The 18,822-nt window shown below is 65.3% G+C and carries 17 protein-coding genes and 1 tRNA gene; 15 read left to right on the top strand and 3 right to left on the bottom strand.

The window, feature by feature from the left end; all coding sequences use genetic code 11:
* Positions 1-5: 5 nt before the first annotated feature.
* Positions 6-479: a Holliday junction resolvase RuvX gene (ruvX, locus tag JT720_RS12460; RefSeq protein ID WP_419555408.1), complete on the bottom strand. Its 474-nt coding sequence runs from the start codon at positions 477-479 to the stop codon at positions 6-8.
* Positions 476-1,585, bottom strand: coding sequence for a DUF3089 domain-containing protein (locus JT720_RS12465; RefSeq protein WP_205481626.1), 1,110 nt, complete (start codon positions 1,583-1,585; stop codon positions 476-478). Before JT720_RS12465 ends, ruvX begins: the two co-directional genes overlap by 4 nt.
* 86 nt (positions 1,586-1,671) lie before the next feature.
* Here JT720_RS12465 and gatC point away from each other — a divergent pair, with 86 nt between their 5' ends.
* The 10 genes from gatC to JT720_RS12515 all read left to right on the top strand — a co-directional run bounded on the left by gatC (position 1,672) and on the right by JT720_RS12515 (position 11,727).
* Positions 1,672-1,959 (top strand): Asp-tRNA(Asn)/Glu-tRNA(Gln) amidotransferase subunit GatC, encoded by a 288-nt coding sequence (gatC, locus tag JT720_RS12470; RefSeq protein WP_205481627.1) that lies wholly within the window; start codon positions 1,672-1,674, stop codon positions 1,957-1,959.
* Positions 1,959-3,434: an Asp-tRNA(Asn)/Glu-tRNA(Gln) amidotransferase subunit GatA gene (gene gatA / locus JT720_RS12475; protein ID WP_205481628.1), complete on the top strand. Its 1,476-nt coding sequence runs from the start codon at positions 1,959-1,961 to the stop codon at positions 3,432-3,434. Before gatC ends, gatA begins: the two co-directional genes overlap by 1 nt.
* 99 nt (positions 3,435-3,533) lie before the next feature.
* The gene (gatB, locus tag JT720_RS12480) at positions 3,534-5,009 is read left to right on the top strand and encodes an Asp-tRNA(Asn)/Glu-tRNA(Gln) amidotransferase subunit GatB (protein ID WP_205481629.1); all 1,476 of its coding nucleotides are present in this window, start codon (positions 3,534-3,536) and stop codon (positions 5,007-5,009) included.
* Positions 5,010-5,202: 193 nt separating this feature from the next.
* A complete protein-coding gene (locus JT720_RS12485; RefSeq protein WP_237219962.1) occupies positions 5,203-5,673 on the top strand; it encodes a hypothetical protein in 471 nt (156 codons plus the stop codon).
* Positions 5,670-6,578: a hypothetical protein gene (locus JT720_RS12490; protein ID WP_205481631.1), complete on the top strand. Its 909-nt coding sequence runs from the start codon at positions 5,670-5,672 to the stop codon at positions 6,576-6,578. Before JT720_RS12485 ends, JT720_RS12490 begins: the two co-directional genes overlap by 4 nt.
* 97 nt (positions 6,579-6,675) lie before the next feature.
* On the top strand, positions 6,676-8,301 hold the full coding sequence (locus tag JT720_RS12495; protein ID WP_205481632.1) for an alkaline phosphatase family protein: 1,626 nt from the start codon (positions 6,676-6,678) through the stop codon (positions 8,299-8,301).
* A 129-nt stretch (positions 8,302-8,430) separates the two neighbouring features.
* A complete protein-coding gene (locus JT720_RS12500) occupies positions 8,431-9,222 on the top strand; it encodes a hypothetical protein (RefSeq protein ID WP_205481633.1) in 792 nt (263 codons plus the stop codon).
* Positions 9,219-10,439, top strand: coding sequence for a M48 family metallopeptidase (locus JT720_RS12505; protein ID WP_205481634.1), 1,221 nt, complete (start codon positions 9,219-9,221; stop codon positions 10,437-10,439). Before JT720_RS12500 ends, JT720_RS12505 begins: the two co-directional genes overlap by 4 nt.
* Before the next feature lie 11 nt (positions 10,440-10,450).
* Entirely contained in the window at positions 10,451-11,089 is a 639-nt protein-coding gene (locus JT720_RS12510) for a hypothetical protein (RefSeq protein WP_205481635.1), read from the top strand.
* Between the two features lie 47 nt (positions 11,090-11,136).
* Positions 11,137-11,727, top strand: a complete 591-nt coding sequence (locus JT720_RS12515; protein WP_205481636.1) for a phosphatase PAP2 family protein — start codon at positions 11,137-11,139, stop codon at positions 11,725-11,727.
* A gap of 133 nt (positions 11,728-11,860) precedes the next feature.
* Here the strand turns inward: JT720_RS12515 and JT720_RS12520 are convergent, their stop codons facing one another.
* Positions 11,861-12,103, bottom strand: a complete 243-nt coding sequence (locus JT720_RS12520) for a hypothetical protein (protein ID WP_205481637.1) — start codon at positions 12,101-12,103, stop codon at positions 11,861-11,863.
* Positions 12,104-12,198: 95 nt separating this feature from the next.
* On the opposite strand from JT720_RS12520, the gene JT720_RS12525 reads away from it, so the two are divergent.
* From JT720_RS12525 to JT720_RS12545, 5 genes are all read left to right on the top strand, one after another.
* A tRNA-Leu gene (locus JT720_RS12525) sits at positions 12,199-12,283 on the top strand.
* Between the two features lie 56 nt (positions 12,284-12,339).
* Positions 12,340-13,974, top strand: coding sequence for a trigger factor (gene tig / locus JT720_RS12530; protein ID WP_205481638.1), 1,635 nt, complete (start codon positions 12,340-12,342; stop codon positions 13,972-13,974).
* 96 nt (positions 13,975-14,070) lie between these two features.
* Complete coding sequence (locus JT720_RS12535) at positions 14,071-15,051, top strand: glycosyltransferase family 2 protein (RefSeq protein ID WP_205481639.1); 981 nt, start codon at positions 14,071-14,073, stop codon at positions 15,049-15,051.
* Between the two features lie 76 nt (positions 15,052-15,127).
* A complete protein-coding gene (locus JT720_RS12540) occupies positions 15,128-17,998 on the top strand; it encodes a TonB-dependent receptor (RefSeq protein WP_205481640.1) in 2,871 nt (956 codons plus the stop codon).
* 119 nt (positions 17,999-18,117) lie between these two features.
* Entirely contained in the window at positions 18,118-18,786 is a 669-nt protein-coding gene (locus JT720_RS12545; protein WP_205481671.1) for an ATP-dependent Clp protease proteolytic subunit, read from the top strand.
* Positions 18,787-18,822 lie beyond the last annotated feature (36 nt).

Here is an 18,822-nt window from a genome sequence, read left to right on the forward strand (position 1 = left end):
GTTGGCTAATCGCCGATGGGCAGGTTGGCCAGTGCGTCGATCGCCCCCTGCAGGATGTGGGCTGCGGCGAGCTTGTCGACCGCCTCGGCACGCTTGGCCCGGCTGACGTCGGCCGCAATCATCGCCCGCTCAACCGCCTGCGTCGACCATCGTTCGTCCCATAGCAGCACCGGGAGTTCGAGAGGGGCGAGGTTGCGCGCGAAGGCTCGGACGGACTGGGTCCGGGGACTGTCGGTCCCGTCGAGGTTCAAGGGAAGGCCCACGACCAGGCCGACCAGCTGATTCTTGCTTGCGAAATCGCGCAGGTGAGCCAAGTCCTGCGTGAACTTGGTGCGGCGGATGGTCTCGCTCGGTCCCGCGAAGCTCCAGCCGGCATCGCAAAGGGCAAGGCCGATCGTCTTCGTGCCGACGTCCAGTCCGCCCAGCTTGCCGCTACGCGAGATCGCGGCCGCGAACTCTACGGCGTTGCTGGTGATCAGCGACGCCATGCCGCCAGCCGACGCTGGGCATCCTGCCGGATGTTCGCCCAGAACAGGGCGTAGTCATAGACGTGGTAGTTGTTCCCAGGCAGGACGTAGGGGCCGAGCGGAGGCACTTCGCCGTCGATGATCAGGAACCCGCCTTCGCAACCTGCGCCGACCTGCCCAGGTGCGAGAGTCGCCGAGGTGAAGGAGGCGTCGGGAACCAGCGTCCCGAGATTGGCGGCTGGGGGAGCGCTGCCGCCCCGTGTCCCGGTCAGCGGATTGACGCAGAGCATGTCCTCGCGCCGCCTTGGCTGACCATTGAAGCCCTCCGAGCCGTCGTACACGTCCGTGACCAGATCGGTGTTCGCAGGACTGCCGAAGCTTTGCCAGGACAGGACGCAACCCGCCTGCTCCGCCGTGCGGCATGGCGGAAGTCCCATGGCCGGCAGGTCGGCTGCTGCAGAGACGGGCCAGCCTACCACGTAGGCCGCCACGACGCGCGTCGCGACCGGCTGGCCCGCGACTTTCTCTTTCAGCAAGCGTGTCAGGTGAAGCGCGCCCTGACTGTGGCCGGCGAGGATGATCGGCCGATTGGGCTCGACCTCCTGCAAGAAGCGCTCGAACGCGCGGGCGACGTCACGGTAAGCAAGGTCGAGCGCCGAGCGCGCATCCCTGCTGTCGAGGAGGAAGGCGCCGAACGCCGCCTGCCGGTAACGCGGAGCCCAGACCTGGCCGGCAGAGGAAAAGGCGCTCGCCTGACTGCGGACGAACAGCTCCGCTCGGTTCCGGCTTTGCGGATCGTCCATGGGCCCGTTCCACCGGTCCCGCTCAAGATAAGTGGTCGGATGGATGTAGAAGATAGCAGCCGTGCCTCCGGCCAACGCGGTTCCTGCGCCCTCGGGCAACCAGCTTGACGGATCGCCATCGAGGCCAGGCTTCGCGATCCAGTTCGCCTGCTGGGCATAGTCCGGACCGCTCTGCGGAGGCGGAGCCTGGAACTGTCCCTGCGGAGTCATCTGCTTCTTCAGGACCTCGCCGCCGAACTGGTAGACGGCGAAGGCGCCCACGACGACCAGGATCGTCAGGGCGAAGATGACCATCAGGAAGCGGCGGATCCACATGGAGCGGGCAGGTAGGGACAGACCGGGCCGCCCGCAAGCGACGGCACTTCTTGCGGGGGGCAAGCGCCCCTGCTAGCCGCGCCGCCATGTCGGTGGATACTCGAACGGTCAGGCACATCGCCCGTCTCGCGCGGCTCAAGATGAGCGACGCGGAGGTGGAGGCGATGGTGCCGGAGCTCAACAATATTCTCGGGTGGGTAGAGCAGCTCGGGGAGGTCGACACGGATGGGGTCGAGCCTCTCACCGCGGTGATCGACCAGAAACTCCGGCTGCGGGACGATATTGTGACCGACGGAGGCATCCGGGATGCCGTGCTGGTGAACGCGCCCGACGCGCAGCATGGGTTCTTTGCCGTTCCCAAGGTGATTGAATAGTGTCGGATCTCACAGCCAAGACGATTGCGGAGTTGCGCGACGGCTTCCGTGCGGGAGATTTTTCCGCCCGCGAGATTGCGTCTGCGTTCAACGATGCCGTGGCGGGCGCTCGCGCGCTCAACGCCTACACGGTCGAGACACCCGAGGATGCGCTGGCCTCCGCCGATGCCGCCGATCAGGCGCGGCAAGCGGGCGAGCTGAAGCCCCTGTCCGGCGTTCCGGTCGGCATCAAGGATCTCTTCGCCACCGTTGGCGTGGACACCACCTCTGGGAGCAACATCCTCAAGGGCTTCAAGCCACCGTACGAGAGCACCGTCAGTGCCAACCTGCGCAGCGCCGGCGCCGGAATGCTCGGCAAGCTCAACATGGACGAGTTCGCCATGGGCTCGTCGAACGAAACCAGCGCCTACGGGCCCGTCATCTCCCCGTGGAAGCGCAACGACGGCGGCAATGCGGCCCTCACCCCCGGCGGAAGCTCGGGCGGATCGGCGGCGGCTGTAGCGGCGGGCATTGCCCCGGGCGTTACCGGCACGGATACGGGCGGCTCAATCCGCCAGCCGGCGGCCTTCACCGGCATTTCAGGGATCAAGCCCACCTACGGGCGCTGCTCGCGCTGGGGGATCGTGGCGTTCGCAAGCTCGCTCGACCAGGCGGGGCCGATGGCGCGCAGCGTCCGCGACTGCGCGATCATGCTGGAGGCGATGGCGGGGTTCGACCCGAAGGACTCGACCTCGCTGGACCTGCCAGTGCCGCAGTGGGAAGCGGGATTGTCGAGCGATCTCAGGGGCAAGCGTGTCGGTGTTCCCAGGGAATATCGGATCGACGGGGTTCCGCACGAGATCAACGCCCTGTGGGATCGCGGGATCGAATGGCTCCGTGACGCGGGCGCGGAACCGGTCGAGATTTCCCTGCCGCACACCAAGTATGCGCTGCCGACCTACTATATCATCGCGCCTGCGGAGGCCTCGTCCAACCTCGCTCGGTACGACGGCGTGCGCTACGGCTTGCGAGAGCAGGGCGAGGGCGGGCTTGAGGGCATGTATGCCGCTACCCGCGCCGCGGGCTTCGGGGCGGAGGTCAAGCGGCGGATCATGATCGGCACCTATGTGCTGAGCGCCGGCTTCTACGACGCTTACTTCAACAAGGCGCAGCGCGTACGGGCCCTGATCAAGCAGGATTTCCGCAACGCCTTCGAGCAGTGCGACGTCATCCTGACGCCGACAGCGCCGAGCGCGGCTTTCGGCCTGGGCGAGAAGAAGGACCCGCTGGCCATGTACCTCAACGACGTGTTCGCGGTCCCGGCGAGCCTGGCCGGATTGCCGGCGATGAGCGTGCCGGGCGGGCTGGACAGCCAGGGCCTGCCGCTGGGGCTGCACCTGATCGGGCGTGAGCTGGACGAGCAGGGCGTGCTGAACGCCGGGCTGGCGATCGAGGAACGGGCGGGGTTCACTGCGCGGCCGGGGAAGTGGTGGTGAGCGGCGACCCAACTCCGCTTGCCCTCAGCTTGTCGAAGGGCTGGTGTTCTCAAGAGAAGAGGCGGGGCTTCGACGAGCTCAGCCTGAGCGGATTGTAAGATGGCTGACGCAAACGCACCCTACCGGATCAAGGGCGAGACGGGCGAATGGGAGGTCGTGATCGGCCTCGAGGTCCATGCGCAGGTGGTCTCGGACGCCAAGCTGTTCTCTGGCGCGTCGACCAAGTTCGGCGCGGAGCCGAACACGCAGGTGAGCCTGGTCGATGCAGCCATGCCCGGCATGCTGCCGGTGCCGAACCGGGAGTGCATCCGCCAGGCGGTGCGCACGGGGATGGCCCTCGAAGCTCAGATCAACCGATGGTCGCGCTTCGACCGGAAGAACTACTTCTATGCGGACCTGCCGCAGGGATATCAGATCAGCCAGCTCTACCACCCGCTGGTGGGCGAGGGGACGATCCACGTCCTGCTCGACGAGAAGGACGAGGATTCCGCAAAGGCGATCGGCATCGAGCGCATTCACGTGGAGCAGGATGCGGGCAAGCTGATGCACGACCAGCACCCGACGATGAGCTACGTCGACCTCAATCGCTGCGGCGTGGCGCTGATGGAAATCGTGTCCAAGCCGGACATGCGTTCTCCCGCGGAAGCAGGCGCTTACCTGCGTAAGCTCAGGTCGATCCTGCGCTATGTCGGCTCCTGCGATGGCAACATGGAGGAAGGCTCCATGCGCGCGGACGTCAACGTGTCGGTGCGGCGGCCGGGCGAGCAGTTCGGCACTCGGACGGAGACCAAGAACGTCAATTCCGTGCGGTTCGTGCAGGCGGTCATCGAGCATGAGGCCCGCCGGCAGATCGAGGTGCTGGAAGAGGGCGGTCAGATCGTCCAGGAAACCCGTCTGTGGGATCCCGACAAGGGCGAGACACGGACGCTGCGATCCAAGGAGGATGCGCACGATTATCGCTACTTCCCCGACCCGGACCTGCTCCCGCTGGAACTGGACGAGGCGTTCCTCGACGAATGCCGCTCCTCGCTACCCGAGCTGCCGGATGCGAAGCGCCAGCGCTTCGAGCGCCTCGGCATCACGCCTTACAATGCGTCGGTGCTGACGGCCGAAGTGGAGACGGCGCGCTGGTTCGACCAGCTGCTCGAGGCGGGCGCGGAGCCCAAGCAGGCGGCCAACTGGGTGGTGGCGGAGCTGTTCGGAGCTCTCAACCGGCGCGGCGAAACGATTGACAATGCGCCCGTTTCTCCCAGCCAGGCTGCGGAACTGCTCGGCCTGGTGGCAGATGGCACGATCTCCGGCACCATCGCGAAGCAAGTGTTCGAGGTCATGCTTTCCGAAGGGGGTTCGGCAGCCGGGATCGTCGAAGCGCGCGGCCTGAAGCAGACCAGCGACATCGGAGCGATCGACACCGAAATCGACCGCATCCTCGCTGCCAACATCGACAAGGTGGAGCAATACAAGGCCGGTAAGCAGCAGCTGTTCGGCTTTTTCGTTGGTCAGACCATGAAGGCCATGCAGGGCAAGGCAAATCCACAGGTGGTGAACGAGCGGCTCAAAGCAAAGCTCGGCTGAGGACTTGTAAACTAACCTTCGTTCAGGAACTCTCGGTCCGCCGAATCGCATTCGGTTGTTCAGGGGGGACTTAGTGCAAAGACGATGGGTCGCGGCACCACTTGCCGCATGCGCCGTTCTGGCGCCTTCGCCGGCGGCTGCGCAGGATGGAGCGACTTCGGGGTACGAAATCCCCGATCGAGCAAGCGTATCCATGCCGAAGCTCGACTTCACGCCGTCGGGTGAAGCAGAAAGCGGCTATGCGAAGTATTTCTACTTCCATCGTGCGGATACGAGCTTCGAGGATGCTTACCTCGACATCCGCGAGTGCGATGCGCTGGCGAGCGGAAGCAGCATCTACATGGGCGCGGACAGCGCCACGATGGCTGCGGCGATGACCAACTATGGCGCGCTGGCGGGGGGTATTGGCGGTGCAATTGGCAGCGCGGTCGCGGACGCCATCTTCGGCTCGGCGGCCCGGCGGGAGCAGCGCCGGACAAACCTTCGCAACTGCATGGGTTTCAAGGGCTATCAGCGTTACGGCCTGCCACGCGAGCTCTGGACGGCGTTCAACTTCGAAGAAGGGCTAGGACGGAAGGGAGAGGCGGTGCGCCTGAAGGCACTGGCGATGCAGGCGCTGGTCGCGTCCGGCGCGGCGCCCACCACGAAGGCGCTCGGGCTGTGAGCGCCCTTCGAACATTGGCGTTGGCCGCCTGCCTCCTGGCTATTCCGGTCTCGGCCGCGGCCACTCCGCTTGAGGAGAAGGGCGTCACGTCGGGCAAGGTCAAGCTTGATCCCGCAATGGGTTATGTCTTGGTGAGCGGCAGCGAACGCCAGTTCGGCACCTTCATCCGGGTGCCGGACGACGAGGACCGTCAGCGCTACGAAGCCGACCGCCTCAAGGCCTTCGAAAAGGCGCAAAAGCGATATCGCGCGGAGCTTGCAACGTGGCGGTCGCTCGTCAAGGCCGCGCAGGAGGCAAGGACCCCGCCGCCGGAGCAACCCGAGGAACCCAGGATCGAAACCTTCGCCATCGATCCTATCGAGTTGCGGCAGGTCGAATCGTTCGGGCCACTGTTCGCCTATTCCAAGGGCAGCACGATCAGCTACCTCAGCGCCGTAAAGCCCGGCTGGTGGGTCTGGTACGGACCGATCATGGTTGGTCCGAACGGCGGCGCGGGCAATTGCTACTGCATGGGCACGGTCAAGTTCGAGGTGAAGCCAGGCGTGGTGACCGACCTCGGCACATCGCTCGCGGACCTGCCACGCTGGCAGGAGGACAAGGACGTCGCCCGTCTCGAGCTCGACCGGAAGAACGCGGAGCGCGTTGCTGCCGGCAAGCCGCCGCTGAAAACCCTCGGCGGCGGAACTCCCAGCTACGGCGCACCGGCGAGCCTGTCTTCATGGCCCGTCGTGAAGGCCGAGCTGCATGCGAGCCCCAAGATGAACAACTATTATGGCGTGATCATCTCGCGAGTAGCGCCGATCCCTGGAGTTCTGGGGTACCATCGGGATGTGATCGTCGACGAGCGGACGGGGAAGGAGGTCGACAGCCCAACTCTCGTCAGCCTGGCTAAGATCAAGAAGTGAGGGAGCAGGACTCTTCGATCTGCGGCGGTGGTAACGCCCTGCAGGTCGAAGAGCGCTAGTCTTGGCGGCGTAACATGGCGGCTGCTATGCGGCTGCCATGCGTTCATCTTTGCTCGCCGCCGCTGCGGCCCTCGCGTTTCCCTCGGCCACCGCTCAGGCGCAACCGGCGCCCCCGCCCAAGCTGGTCGTCGCGATCAGCATCGACCAGTTCTCCGCGGACCTGTTCGATGCTTATCGTCCGTTCTTCACGGCGGGCCTCAAGCGCCTCGCCAGCGGCACGGCATATCCGAACGGCTATCAGAGCCATGCGGCCACGGAGACCTGCCCCGGCCATTCAACGATCCTGACAGGCCATCATCCGTCCGCCACCGGGATCGTTGCCAACGCCTGGATCGACCAGGGCGCTGCTCGCACCGACAAGAATGTCTACTGCTCCGAAGACGAGCGCGTGCCTGGATCCACCTTCGCCAATTACACGGTGAGCCCGGAGCATCTGCGCACGGGTACCCTGGGCGATCGATTGAAGGCGGTCAGCCCCGGCAGCCGGAACGTGGCGGTTGCGGGCAAGGACCGGGCAGCGGTGATGATGGGTGGCCGCGCGGTGGACCAGCGCTGGTACTGGGATGGCAAGACCTTCTCGACCGATCTCAAGACTGCGCCCGTGCCGCAATCCGTCACGCTGCTGAAGGCGGCGGTCGAGGTGCAACTGGCGCAACCCCGGGGGCCGCTCGAGCCGAACGCACTCTGTCAGGCCAAGGGACGAGCCTATCCGGTCAGCCCTACGCTGACGGTCGGCGCCAATCGCCTGGAGCGTGCCGCCGGTGACACGCGGACCTTCCGGGCTTCACCGGAACTGGACGGAGCCACGCTCGCCCTGGCCGCGGGGCTCCAGCAGGAGTTGGGTCTGGGACGCGGTCAGACAACCGACGTTCTGTCGATCGGCTTGTCCTCGACCGATTACGTCGGCCACTCCTACGGCAGCGGCGGGATGGAGATGTGCCTCCAACTGCTCGCCCTGGACCGCGAGCTGGGCGACTTCCTGGCGCGCCTGGACGGCACCGGAGTGGACTATGCCGTGGTCGTGACCGCCGACCACGGCGGTATGGACATTCCCGAGCGCCTGAGGGAGCAGGGGATTGCCCAGGCGCAGCGCGCGGATCCTGGCCTGGCGGCTGCGGAGGTCGGCAAGATCCTCGCTCCGCAAGTCGGTCGTACGACCCCGGTCCTGCTAGGCGAGGGGATCAGCGGTGACGTCTGGCTGGACCGAAGCCTGCCGGATGCCGACAAGCGGCGCGTCCTCGAAGCGGCCGTTCAACGCTATCGCGCCCACCCGCAGGTAGAGGCCGTGTTCACCGCCGACGAGCTGCGCCGGACACCATTGCCAAGCGGAGCGCCGAAGCAATGGACCTTGATCCAGCGGGCTCGGGCCTCCTTCGATCCGGCAAGGTCGGGTGACTTCCTGGTGGTGCTGAAGGAATACATCAGCCCGATTGCGCGGCCGTCGACCGGTTACACGGCAACGCACGGATCGCCGTGGGACTATGATCGACGGGTGCCGATCCTGTTCTGGCGGAAGGGTGCCGGACCAGCGGAGCGCTCTGAAGCCGTCGACACGGCGGACATCATGCCCACGCTGGCAGCGATGATCGGCCTCAAGGTCGCGCCCGGCTCAGTTGACGGGCGCTGCCTGGAGGGCGCTGCCGGAGTGTTCTGCTCCCGTTAAAAGGCTTCGCGGTCAAGCGCTTGCGCGGTTTGTTCATCTGGCGGAAAGCTTTTCCCGGATAGCCCCTGACATGTTGCTGTCGTGAAGCAGGCACGCTTCGTCTCGGCGGCGACATAGGGGAGAGAGTGCATGCGTCGCCCAGTCCTGCTTGCCGGCGCCGTTGTTGCGTCGCTCGGCCTTTCGGCCTGTGTTCAGACGCGGCAGGTGGCGGACCTGCAGTTCACTCCTCCGCAGGGCGACTATAAGCTGCTGGTGCTCCGACCTGACGTCAGCGTCGGCTCGGTAACAACCGGCGGGGTAGTCGAGCCGCGCGCTGACTGGACGGAGCAGGCGCGATCCAATCTGGTGAAGGCGTTGCGGGACCAGCAGGCTGCCCGTGGCGGCAAGACGCTGGTGCTGGAGAAGCGCGATGGCCTTCCGGGGGTGCCGGCGGAGCAGGTCGCCGAGATCGAGCGCCTGAACGCGGCGGTGAGCCAGTCAATCGCACTGCACAAGTACCTCGGCTATGATCTTCCGACCAAGCGCCGCCGGGATCTCGAATGGACTCTCGGGCAAGAAGCGGTCCGCTTCGGCCAACGCACCGGCTACGACTACGCCATGTTCCTCTACGCCGAGGACAGCTTCGCCTCGGGCGGCCGGGTCGCCCTGCAGGTGCTCGGCATTGCCGGTTGTTTCGTCGGCTTCTGCGCGCCGAACGTCGGCGGAGGCGGGCAGTTGGCCTATGCCAGCCTGGTCGACCTGCGCACCGGCGAGGTCGTGTGGTTCAACGTGCTGCAAGCGGGCACCCAGATCGCGGGCATCAAGATGGGCGATATCCGCAGCCCCGAAGGCGCGGCCCAGATGGTGGAGCGCCTGCTCGGTCGCATGAAACCCGGGCGCGAGATCCGGCGGGTACAAGCGCAGAAGGCGCGCGCGCAATGAGCGGTATCGTCTCACGGCGGTCTCTGCTGACTGGCGCAGGCGCAGCCACCGCGACGCTGGCTACCGGTATGGGGCAAGGCCGAATCCCGCCTTCAAGCCTCAATCCGCTGATCGGCCCGGGATATCGCCCAACGGACCGCGACGAGCTCGGCCTGTGGCAGCAGATGGAGCGGGTGGAGGAGGAGGTCTCCGGATCGAATCTTCTCCTCAAGGACGAGGCGCTCAACCGCTATCTTCAGGGGCTCATCGCCAAGGTGGGCGGACCGGCAGCGAAGGACATGCGCATCTACCTGGCGCGCATTCCGGAATTCAATGCGGTCATGTTCCCGACGGGCTTCACCGTTGTCTTCACCGGCCTCCTTCTGCGGATGCGCGACGAGGCGCAGCTCGCGGGCGTGATCGCGCATGAAAGCGCGCACTTCCTTCTGCGGCATCAGATCCGCCAGTATCGCGACATCCGCCGGAAGACGGATATCCTGTCGATCGGTGCCATGCTCGGCGGCGTGGCCGGCGGGGCGGCGGGCGTTTATACTGGTGATCTCACGCAGCTTGCGCAGCTGGGGACCATCCTCACGATCCTGCGCTACAATCGGCAGCTCGAAGCAGAGTCCGACGCACTGGGTGTCAAGCTGATCGCGGAGGCCGGCTACGATCCGCGGTCCATGTCCGAGACCTGGGACCAGCTGATCGGCGAGATCGAGCTCTCGGCCAAGGTGCGGCGCAAGCGGCCGGATCGTGGCTACTCGATCTTCTCGACCCATCCGGCGCCGCGGGAGCGCATGACCGATCTGAGGCTCTCCGCCGCTGAACTGACGGTCCCCGGCAGAAGCTACGACCGCGGGCGGGAGCGCTATCTGCGGGCGATCGGCCCCATCCGGCAGATGCTGCTGGACGATCAGGTCAAGCTCAACGACCCTGGGGCGACGCAATATATTGTGGAGACGCTGGCCAAGGACGGCTGGAACGGACTGCTTCGCTTCGCGGAGGGCGAGATGCTTCGGCTTCGTAACCAGGAGAGCATGCAGCAGCGCGCCGCTCTGTCCTATGCGGCAGCCGTGGCCTTCCCCGACGCGCCCGCGGATGCATGGCGCTGGCATGGCATCTTCCTGATGAAGCAGGGTCGAAGCGCGGAAGGCAAGGCAGCGCTCCAGCAATATCTTCGGCTTGCTCCAACCGCTCCGGACGCACCGTTCGTGCGTCAGATGCTGACCGCCTGAGGATGGCCGCGATGATCAAGAGACGCCTGCTCCTGCCGCTCGCCGGAGCGATGTGCCTGTTCGCGTCCGCCTGTACGTCGGTTGGCGGCGGGGGAGGTTGGAACAGCCCTTACGTCCTCGCGCGTCACGGAAAGACGATCAACGTCGGCAACGGAGCCGTCAGTGTCATTCCGCCGCGCGACTGGAACCGGACCCAGCGAAGCATTCTCTTCTCCGATGTGCGCTGGGTCGAGGACTGGACACTCAACGGTCCATATCTCGACGGGATCAGCTTCGTCACGGCTCTGCCGGACAACGAGCGGCTGGTGCGGGAATCCCGGCGAGCCGACCGCCAGGTGCCGAAGTTCCGGCGGGAGATGACCGCACCGGAAGTCGCCTCTCTGATCGAGACCTGGTTCCGGGTTCGCGGTGGCACGGTAGATTTCCGCACGTTGTCGCTCGCTCCACGGCCGTTCCTTGGTGCCAATGGTTTCCAGTTCGACTTCGAGCATCTCGACAGCGACGAGCTCTGGCGCAAGGGCAGGGCGGTCGGTGCGGTGATCGACGGCCGGCTATACCTGATGCTCTACGATGCGGCCCGCTCTCATTACTATGATGCGGCGCTTCCGGATTTCGAGGCCATGGTTGCCTCGGCTCACCGGCGCCGGTGATCTTCACGGTTCGGGAACCCAAGCGCGGCCTGCCCGCTTGATCCCGCATGAGCAGCGACAAGCATATCTCCGGCGTGGACGACGCAACGGCGATCGAAGACGCCGATGTCGCCGTGGCTGAGGCCACCGTGCCTTACGCGGATCATCTGGCCGTGGAGCTGCTGGGAGAGCTCAGCGATTTCACAGATCAGGAGCCGCTCTACGCGGCAACGGGAGCGGTGATCGCTGTGGGGCTCGTCCTGCGTGATGCGAAGACCATTCGCGCCGGCACGCGGATGCTCGCGTCGCACCTTCTCGCCACGGCGTTGCGGGGCGTCGTCAAACATCTCGTCGACCGCACCCGCCCCGATGCAGCCGTTCGGAACGGCCATTATCACATGGGGTCCGGCGAACGCTACGAGCGCGACTTCAACAGCTTCCCATCCGGACATACGGCGGGAGCGGTTGCGGTCGCCCGGGCTTTCTCCCGTGAATACCCCCGCCAAGCGCCGCTCGCGCTCGCCAGTGCGGCCGCCAGTGGTGCCGCGCAGGTGATCCGGTGCTCCCACTACCCCAGTGACGTGGTGGTCGGGGCGGGAATCGGCGCCTTGGCAGAAGTTGGCATCGACCGGCTGATGCGCTGGTCCAGCCGCTATTGATTGTCGTTGGCCGCATAGCGTTTCCGCCAGCGTCGACGAAGTTTCGCACGGACCATCGGGTCGTCCGGGACGGGCTCCAGCGGTTCCGCCGGGTCCAACGGCGGAATGTCGGGCTCGGGCGGCCTGGTCGCCATCAGCCGATTGGCGAGATGGGCGTGGGTGACGGATCGCCGCCAGGCACCGCTGGCGACGGAACGTCGATCGAGGGAGCCGTGCCGGGCTCTTCGGCCGGAGCCTCGGTCGGCTGGCCGGGCGCTTCGACAGGTGTCTCGCTCGGCTGTCCGGGCTGGCTCGGCTGGGCGGGCTCCTGGCCGGGCGCTGGGTTCCCCGGCTCGAAGCCCGGTGCGTCGTCGGGAAATGGTGGAAGCTGCTGCATGGCCAGGTAACGGCTGACCCGATGCTCGGTTGCTCGGCTCGACGCGGCTTGCCCCTTCGTCTCACCTTGCTATAGGGCGCGCCTTCAGATCGTCCGCGCGCGTGGCGGAATTGGTAGACGCGGCAGATTTAGGTTCTGTTGTCGAAAGATGTGGGGGTTCGAGTCCCTCCGCGCGCACCAGTCCGCCAGCTCGTCGGGCATCACACAAGATTTCAGTCACAGGATTCTATTTCATCATGCAGAGCGTCGAGACCGAGAACCAGGGCCTGAAGCGGGCATACAAGCTCACCATCCCCGCCGCCGATATCGACGCGCGGATTGATCAGGAGGTGAAGCGTCTCGCTCCCCAGATCCGGATGCCCGGTTTCCGTCCCGGCAAGGTTCCCGCCAACCTCATCCGCAAGATGCATGGCGAGAGCCTCCAGGGTCAGGCGCTGGAAACCGCGGTCCAGGAGGGTGTGCAGAAGCTGCTGACCGACAACAAGCTGCGTCCCGCGATGCAGCCGCAGATCGCGCTCGACGAAGGCTATGAACATGGCAAGGACGCCGAAGTCAGCGTCAGCCTCGAGACCCTGCCTGACGTGCCGGAGCCGCAGATCGAAGGCCTGAAGCTCGAGCGCCTGACGCTTGAGGTGGACGAGAGCGCGATCGACCAGCAGCTGGAGCAGCTAGCCTCGTCGCAGCGCAGCTACGATGACGCCCCGGAAGGCCATGCGGCCGCCAACGGCGACCAGCTCGTGATCGACTTCGTCGGCAAGGTCGAGGGCGTCGCCTTCGAGGGTGGCACGGGCACGGACATGGCGGTGGTGCTCGGATCGGGCACGCTGATCCCGGGCTTCGAGGACCAGCTGGTCGGAGTGAAGGCCGGTGAAGAACGCACCATCGAGGTGACCTTCCCCGAAGATTATCCGTCCGAGAACCTCAAGGGCGCGGCGGCGACCTTCGACATCACGGTGAAAGCCGTGAAGCTCGCGGGTGAGGCGAAGATCGACGACGACTTCGCCAAGAACCTGGGCCTGCAGAGCCTCGATCAGCTGCGTGGACTGCTCAAGGATCAGCAGTCGCAGGAGCTGAACGGCCTGACGCGCACCCACATGAAGCGCCGCCTCCTCGACCAGCTCGCCGAAACGCACCAGTTCGAAGTGCCGCCGTCGATGGTTGAGGCCGAGTTCCAGAACATCATGCAGCAGCTGCAGCATGAGGCGAGCCACGAGGCCGACCCGCAGGCCGCGCTGGACGAGATCAAGACGGAAGAGGCTGAGTATCGCAAGATCGCGGAGCGGCGCGTGCGTCTTGGGCTGCTCCTCTCGGAGATCGGCCAGGCGAACGGCGTGGACGTGACCCAGCCGGAAATGAACCGGCTGATCGCTCAGGCGGCCCAACAATACCAGCCCAAGGACCGCGAGCGCTTCGTTCAGTACATCCAGCAGGAGCCGATGGCAGCGGCCCAGCTGCGCGCGCCGCTCTATGAGGACAAGGTCGTCGACTTCCTCTTCTCCAAGGCGGAGATCACGGATCGCCCTTCCACTCGCGCCGAGATCGAGGCGGACCTCGAGGCCGAGGAGGGGCACGTCCATGGGCCCGGCTGTGGCCACGATCATGCACACCACGCCGCCCCTGCGCCGAAAGCGAAGAAGGGTGGCAAGGGTAAGAAGGTCGCTGCTGAGGACACGGGGGACGCTTCTGTTGCCGACGCAGCTCCGGCGGAGGCCGATGCAGCCGCGGAAGCGGTAAAGCCGGCCAAGAAGCCGAAGGCTGCCAAGCCGGCAAAGGGCGCGGTCGAGGCCGAGTCCGACGCGCCCCAGCCCGCGGAGCCGGTCAAGGACCATGCTCCCGCCAAGCCGAAGAAGACCAAGAAGGCCTCCGCGTAAGGGGACCCGCCGGTTCTGCGCTTGCCGGACGCCCCGTCTTGCCCTTACCAGCGGGCAGGGCAGGGCTCCGGCACGCTCGGCTTATTCGGGGGTGAGATGACTTTAGCCACGCAGCCGCGGATTGCCGTGCTGCTGCCTTGTTACAATGAGGAGGCGGCGATCGCGCAGACGGTCGCCGGCTTCCGTGCGGCACTGCCGGCTGCGACCGTGTACGTCTACGACAACAACAGTAACGACCGCACTGTTGAGGTGGCGCGTGCAGCCGGGGCCGTGGTCCGGAGCGAGCGGCAGCAGGGCAAGGGACACGTGGTCCGCCGCATGTTCGCGGACATCGACGCCGACGTTTACGTCATGGCCGACGGGGACCTGACTTACGATCCGCACGCGGCGCCCGCGATGGTCGACATGCTCCTGGCCGAGCAGCTCGATATGGTCGTGGGCACGCGGCAGCACGAGCAGGATGAAGCCTACCGCGGCGGCCACGTGCTCGGAAACAAGCTCTTCACCGGGCTTCTTTCTGGTCTGTTCGGGCGAAGTTTCACCGATATCTTCAGCGGTTACCGCGTGTTCTCGCGAAGGTTCGTGAAGAGCTTCCCAGTGCTGTCGTCCGGCTTCGAGATCGAGACGGAGATCAGCGTCCATGCGCTCGAACTGCGCCTGCCAGTGGGTGAACTGGTCACGAACTACGCGGCCCGGCCAGAGGGTTCGGCTTCCAAGCTCTCTACCTACCGCGACGGCTGGCGCATCCTGAAGACGATCGCGACGCTTTATCGCATTGAGCGACCCGTCCTGTTCTTCGGAACGATCGGTGCTGCACTCGTGCTTGCCGCGCTGATCCTCTCCGTTCCTCTGGTAATTACCTACCTCGACACTGGCCTCGTGCCGCGCTTCCCGACCGCAATTCTGGTGACGGGCATGATCATCGTGGCGACCCTCTGCTTCTTCGCCGGCCTGATCCTCGACACCGTGACCCGCGGCAGGCGGGAGGTCCGACGCCTGGCATACCTGAGTTTTCCAGCACCATCGGTGTCGCAGAACTGCAACACGGTGCAACAAAGCTCGGCAATCGGCCATTAACGGGTAGGTTAACGCCTCACAGTTTGTCAGCCTCCCTTCCGCACCATTAGGCGGTGCACGTGATAGGGGGAATATCATGTCGATCTCGCGCGTATCCTTGCGCATCGGCGGCGCTTCGTTGGCGTTGGCCGCCGGTCTTGCCTTTCCGGCCGCAGCACAAAGCACCGAACCGCCCGCGGATGTCGCGGACGCGCAAGCCTCTCCGGCTGGGGAGACCCAGGCGGGGCAGGAAATCGTCATCACGGGTTCGCGCATTCGGCGCGATCCGCTGAACCAGGATTCGCCGATCGTCTTCGTCGACGACACGGACATCGCCAAGACCGGTCTCAACTCCGTCAACGACGTGCTGCAGCGGCTGCCCAGTTCGGGTGGCGGTCTGAATGGCAAGTTCAACAATTCGGGTAACTTCGGCAATCCGCCCGACGGCGGCGGAGTCGGTGCGGGCGCGGCTGAGATCGACCTTCGCTATCTCGGCTCCAAGCGCACGCTGGTGCTGGTCGACGGCTTGCGGTTCGTCAACGCGACCTCCGCCTCGGGTGTGCCGGGCTCGGTCGACCTCAACGCCATCCCCGAGGCGATGATTGAGCGGATCGAGGTGCTGCAGGATGGCGCATCGGCTATCTATGGCTCCGACGCGATCGCCGGCGTGGTCAACATCATCACCAAGCAGCGCCAGAAGGGTCTCGAAGCCCGGGCCCAGCTTGGGACGTACGACGACGGGGACGGCCAGAGCCAGAACTACCAGCTCAGCTGGGGCAACGGCGAGGGCCCCACGCAGCTCGTGGTCGGCGCGAACTTCGTAAAGCAGAACCCGATCAGCTCGGGCGACCGGGCGATCTCGTTGTTCCCGAACCCCTATTCGACGAGCTGCACCGAAGGTGGCTGCAGCTCGGGAACTCCGTTGGGCCGCTTCATCGTTTTCCCGTCTGTCGATCCTCGAGAGGACCTGACCCTCATTCAGGCACTCCCGCCCGGCACGATCCCGACCATCGCTAATTTCCGGCCTTTCGCCGCGGATGGCTCCGACCGGTTCAACTTCGCGCCGTTCAACTTCATCCTGACGCCGCTGAAGCGTTACGGAGCGTTCGCGAACGTTCGGCAGGAATTTGGAAACGACATCAACCTGTCCGGCAAGATCGTCTGGAACCGGCGCGATTCCAAGAACCAGGCGGCGCCCCTGCCGCTGTTCGTCGGCCCGGACGGGGGCAACGGCAACCTTCTCGACCGCATCTCGATCGACGTCACCAATCCGTTCAATCCGTTCGGGGTCACTCTGGAATCAGGGTTCAACCTCGACGGCACGCCCAACGGTAACACGGCCAATTATGCCTTCATCGGCCGCCGCGTCGTCGAAGGCGGGCCGCGTCGCTACAACCAGACCGTGAAGACGCTGTACGGAACGGCCACTCTCGACGGGAAGTTCGGCCTTCTCGGCCGTAACTGGTACTGGGACGTGAATGGCTTGTACGGCCGCAACAAGGCGAACCAGACGGTATTCGGCAACATCAATGCCGCCAACCTTGCCCAGGCTCTGGGACCGGTTGCGAACTGCACCGGCGCCTGCGTGCCGTTCAACATCTTCGGCGGCGCAGGATCCATCACCCAGGCGATGCTCGATTATGTGAGCTTCACGCAGCGGGACAGCAGCCGGCAGAAGCTCTGGGGCGTCAGCGCCAACCTCTCGGGTAGTCTGCTCTCTCTCCCAGGCGGCGACCTGGGCGTTGCGATCGGTTACGAGCATCGCGATTACAGCGGTCGCTTCGATCCCGATCCAACAGTCGCGGCCGGCCTCGGGTCGGACATCCCGGCACTTCCCACCAAGGGCGGCTACAATGTTGACGAGCTGTATGCGGAGCTGAACGCGCCGATCGTCGCAGACCGTCCCTTCTTCGAGCTGCTGGAGCTGAATGGTGCGGTCCGCTATTCGGACTATAGCCGCTCCGGATCCACTACGACCTTCAAGGGCGGCGTGAACTGGAAGCCCGTGGCGGACCTCCGGCTCCGGGCATCCTATTCCGAGGGTTTCCGGGCTCCTACCATCGGCGAACTGTTCGGAACGCCTTCCCGCTTCGACCAGGAACTGAACGACCCGTGCTCGGCGGACCAGAACCCGACCGGTCAGATCGCCGCGAACTGCGCCACGTTGGGCGTGCCCGCCGGCTACCAGCAGAACAACCCACAGCTCTCGGTTCTGACCAGCGGCAACGAAGACCTGAAGCCGGAAACCTCCAAGGGCTGGAACGTAGGGGCGGTGTATAGTCCGTCCTTCATCCCGCGCTTCTCGGTTGAGGGCAATTATTACCGCATCAAGATCAAGGATGCGATCTTCGCGGCTGCCGGCGAAATCCTGGCGCGCTGCGTCGCATCCTTGGACCCGGTGGCCTGCGCGGCTGTCACCCGCACGGCGACAGGCCAGATCGCCCAGATCTCGGGCGTTCTGGGTAACGTCAACAGCATCAAGACCGATGGTCTCGATCTCAACGTCACCTATCGCACGCCCAAGGCCAATTGGGGCACACTCGGCTTCACGCTGAACAACACCTTCCTGTTCAACTACGACGTGATCGTACCGACGGCGGATGGAACGGCCACGATCGACCGGGAAGGGACGGAACAGGGTAGCCCGGACCAGGCTTTCCCCAAGCACAAGGCGATCGGCATCCTGGACTGGGACGGCGAGCACTTCGGCGTGTCGCTCACCGGTCGCTACATCAAGAGCGTGACGGAATCGCAGAACGGGAACAAGCTCAACAGCCGGCTCTACACCGACCTGCAGTTGCGCTGGTCCGGGATCGATGAGGACCGGTTCGGCTTCGCGGTCGGCGTAAACAACCTGTTCGACAAGGACCCGCCGGGCTGCATTAGCTGCGGCCTGAACAACTACGATCCGGGCACCTACGATGTGCCTGGCCGGTATCTCTACGCCCGAGCAACCGTGAAGATGTAAGCGCTGCAAGGCGCTTGAGTGGAGGGCGGTCCCGTGCTGGGCCGCCCTCTTTCTTTGGGCGCTTGAACCTTTGCGCCAACCGCCCGATGTAGGCGGCACATCAACCCAAGGACACGCACATTCCCATGGATCACCAGGACATCGCCTCCGCTCTCGTTCCCATCGTCATTGAACAGTCCAACCGGGGCGAGCGCAGCTTCGACATCTATTCGCGGCTGCTGCGGGAGCGGATCGTCTTCATCACGGGCCCGATCGAGGATCACATGTCCTCGCTAATCACGGCCCAGTTGCTCTTCCTCGAGTCCGAGAACCCGAAGAAGGACATCTTCATGTACATCAACTCGCCGGGCGGCGTGGTGACCGCCGGTCTCGCGATCCATGACACCATGCAGTACATCCGCCCGCGCGTCGGCACCGTCTGCATCGGCCAGGCCGCCTCCATGGGCAGCTTCCTGCTGGCCGCCGGTGAGCCGGGGATGCGCGTGGCGCTTACCAACAGCCGCATCATGATCCACCAGCCCTCAGGCGGCGCCCAGGGCATGGCTTCGGACATCGAGATCCAGGCCCGAGAGATCCTGCGCATGCGGACGCGCCTCAACTCGCTCTACGCCAAGTACACGGGCAAGCCGATCGAGGACATTGAAGCGGCGATGGACCGCGACAAGTTCCTCGAAGCGGACGAGGCCAAGGAATTCGGCCTGATCGACGAAGTGTTCGAAAAGCGCCCAGACGTCGGCGGAGACGGCGAGGGCGGCGCCACAGGGATCGGGAACGGCACGCCCGCCTGACCCAAGGCACCTTGCTGAGACGGGGCGGCGGAAGGC

The organism is Sphingomonas arenae (genome assembly GCF_016924655.1).
GTDB classification, from domain to species: domain Bacteria; phylum Pseudomonadota; class Alphaproteobacteria; order Sphingomonadales; family Sphingomonadaceae; genus Sphingomicrobium; species Sphingomicrobium arenae.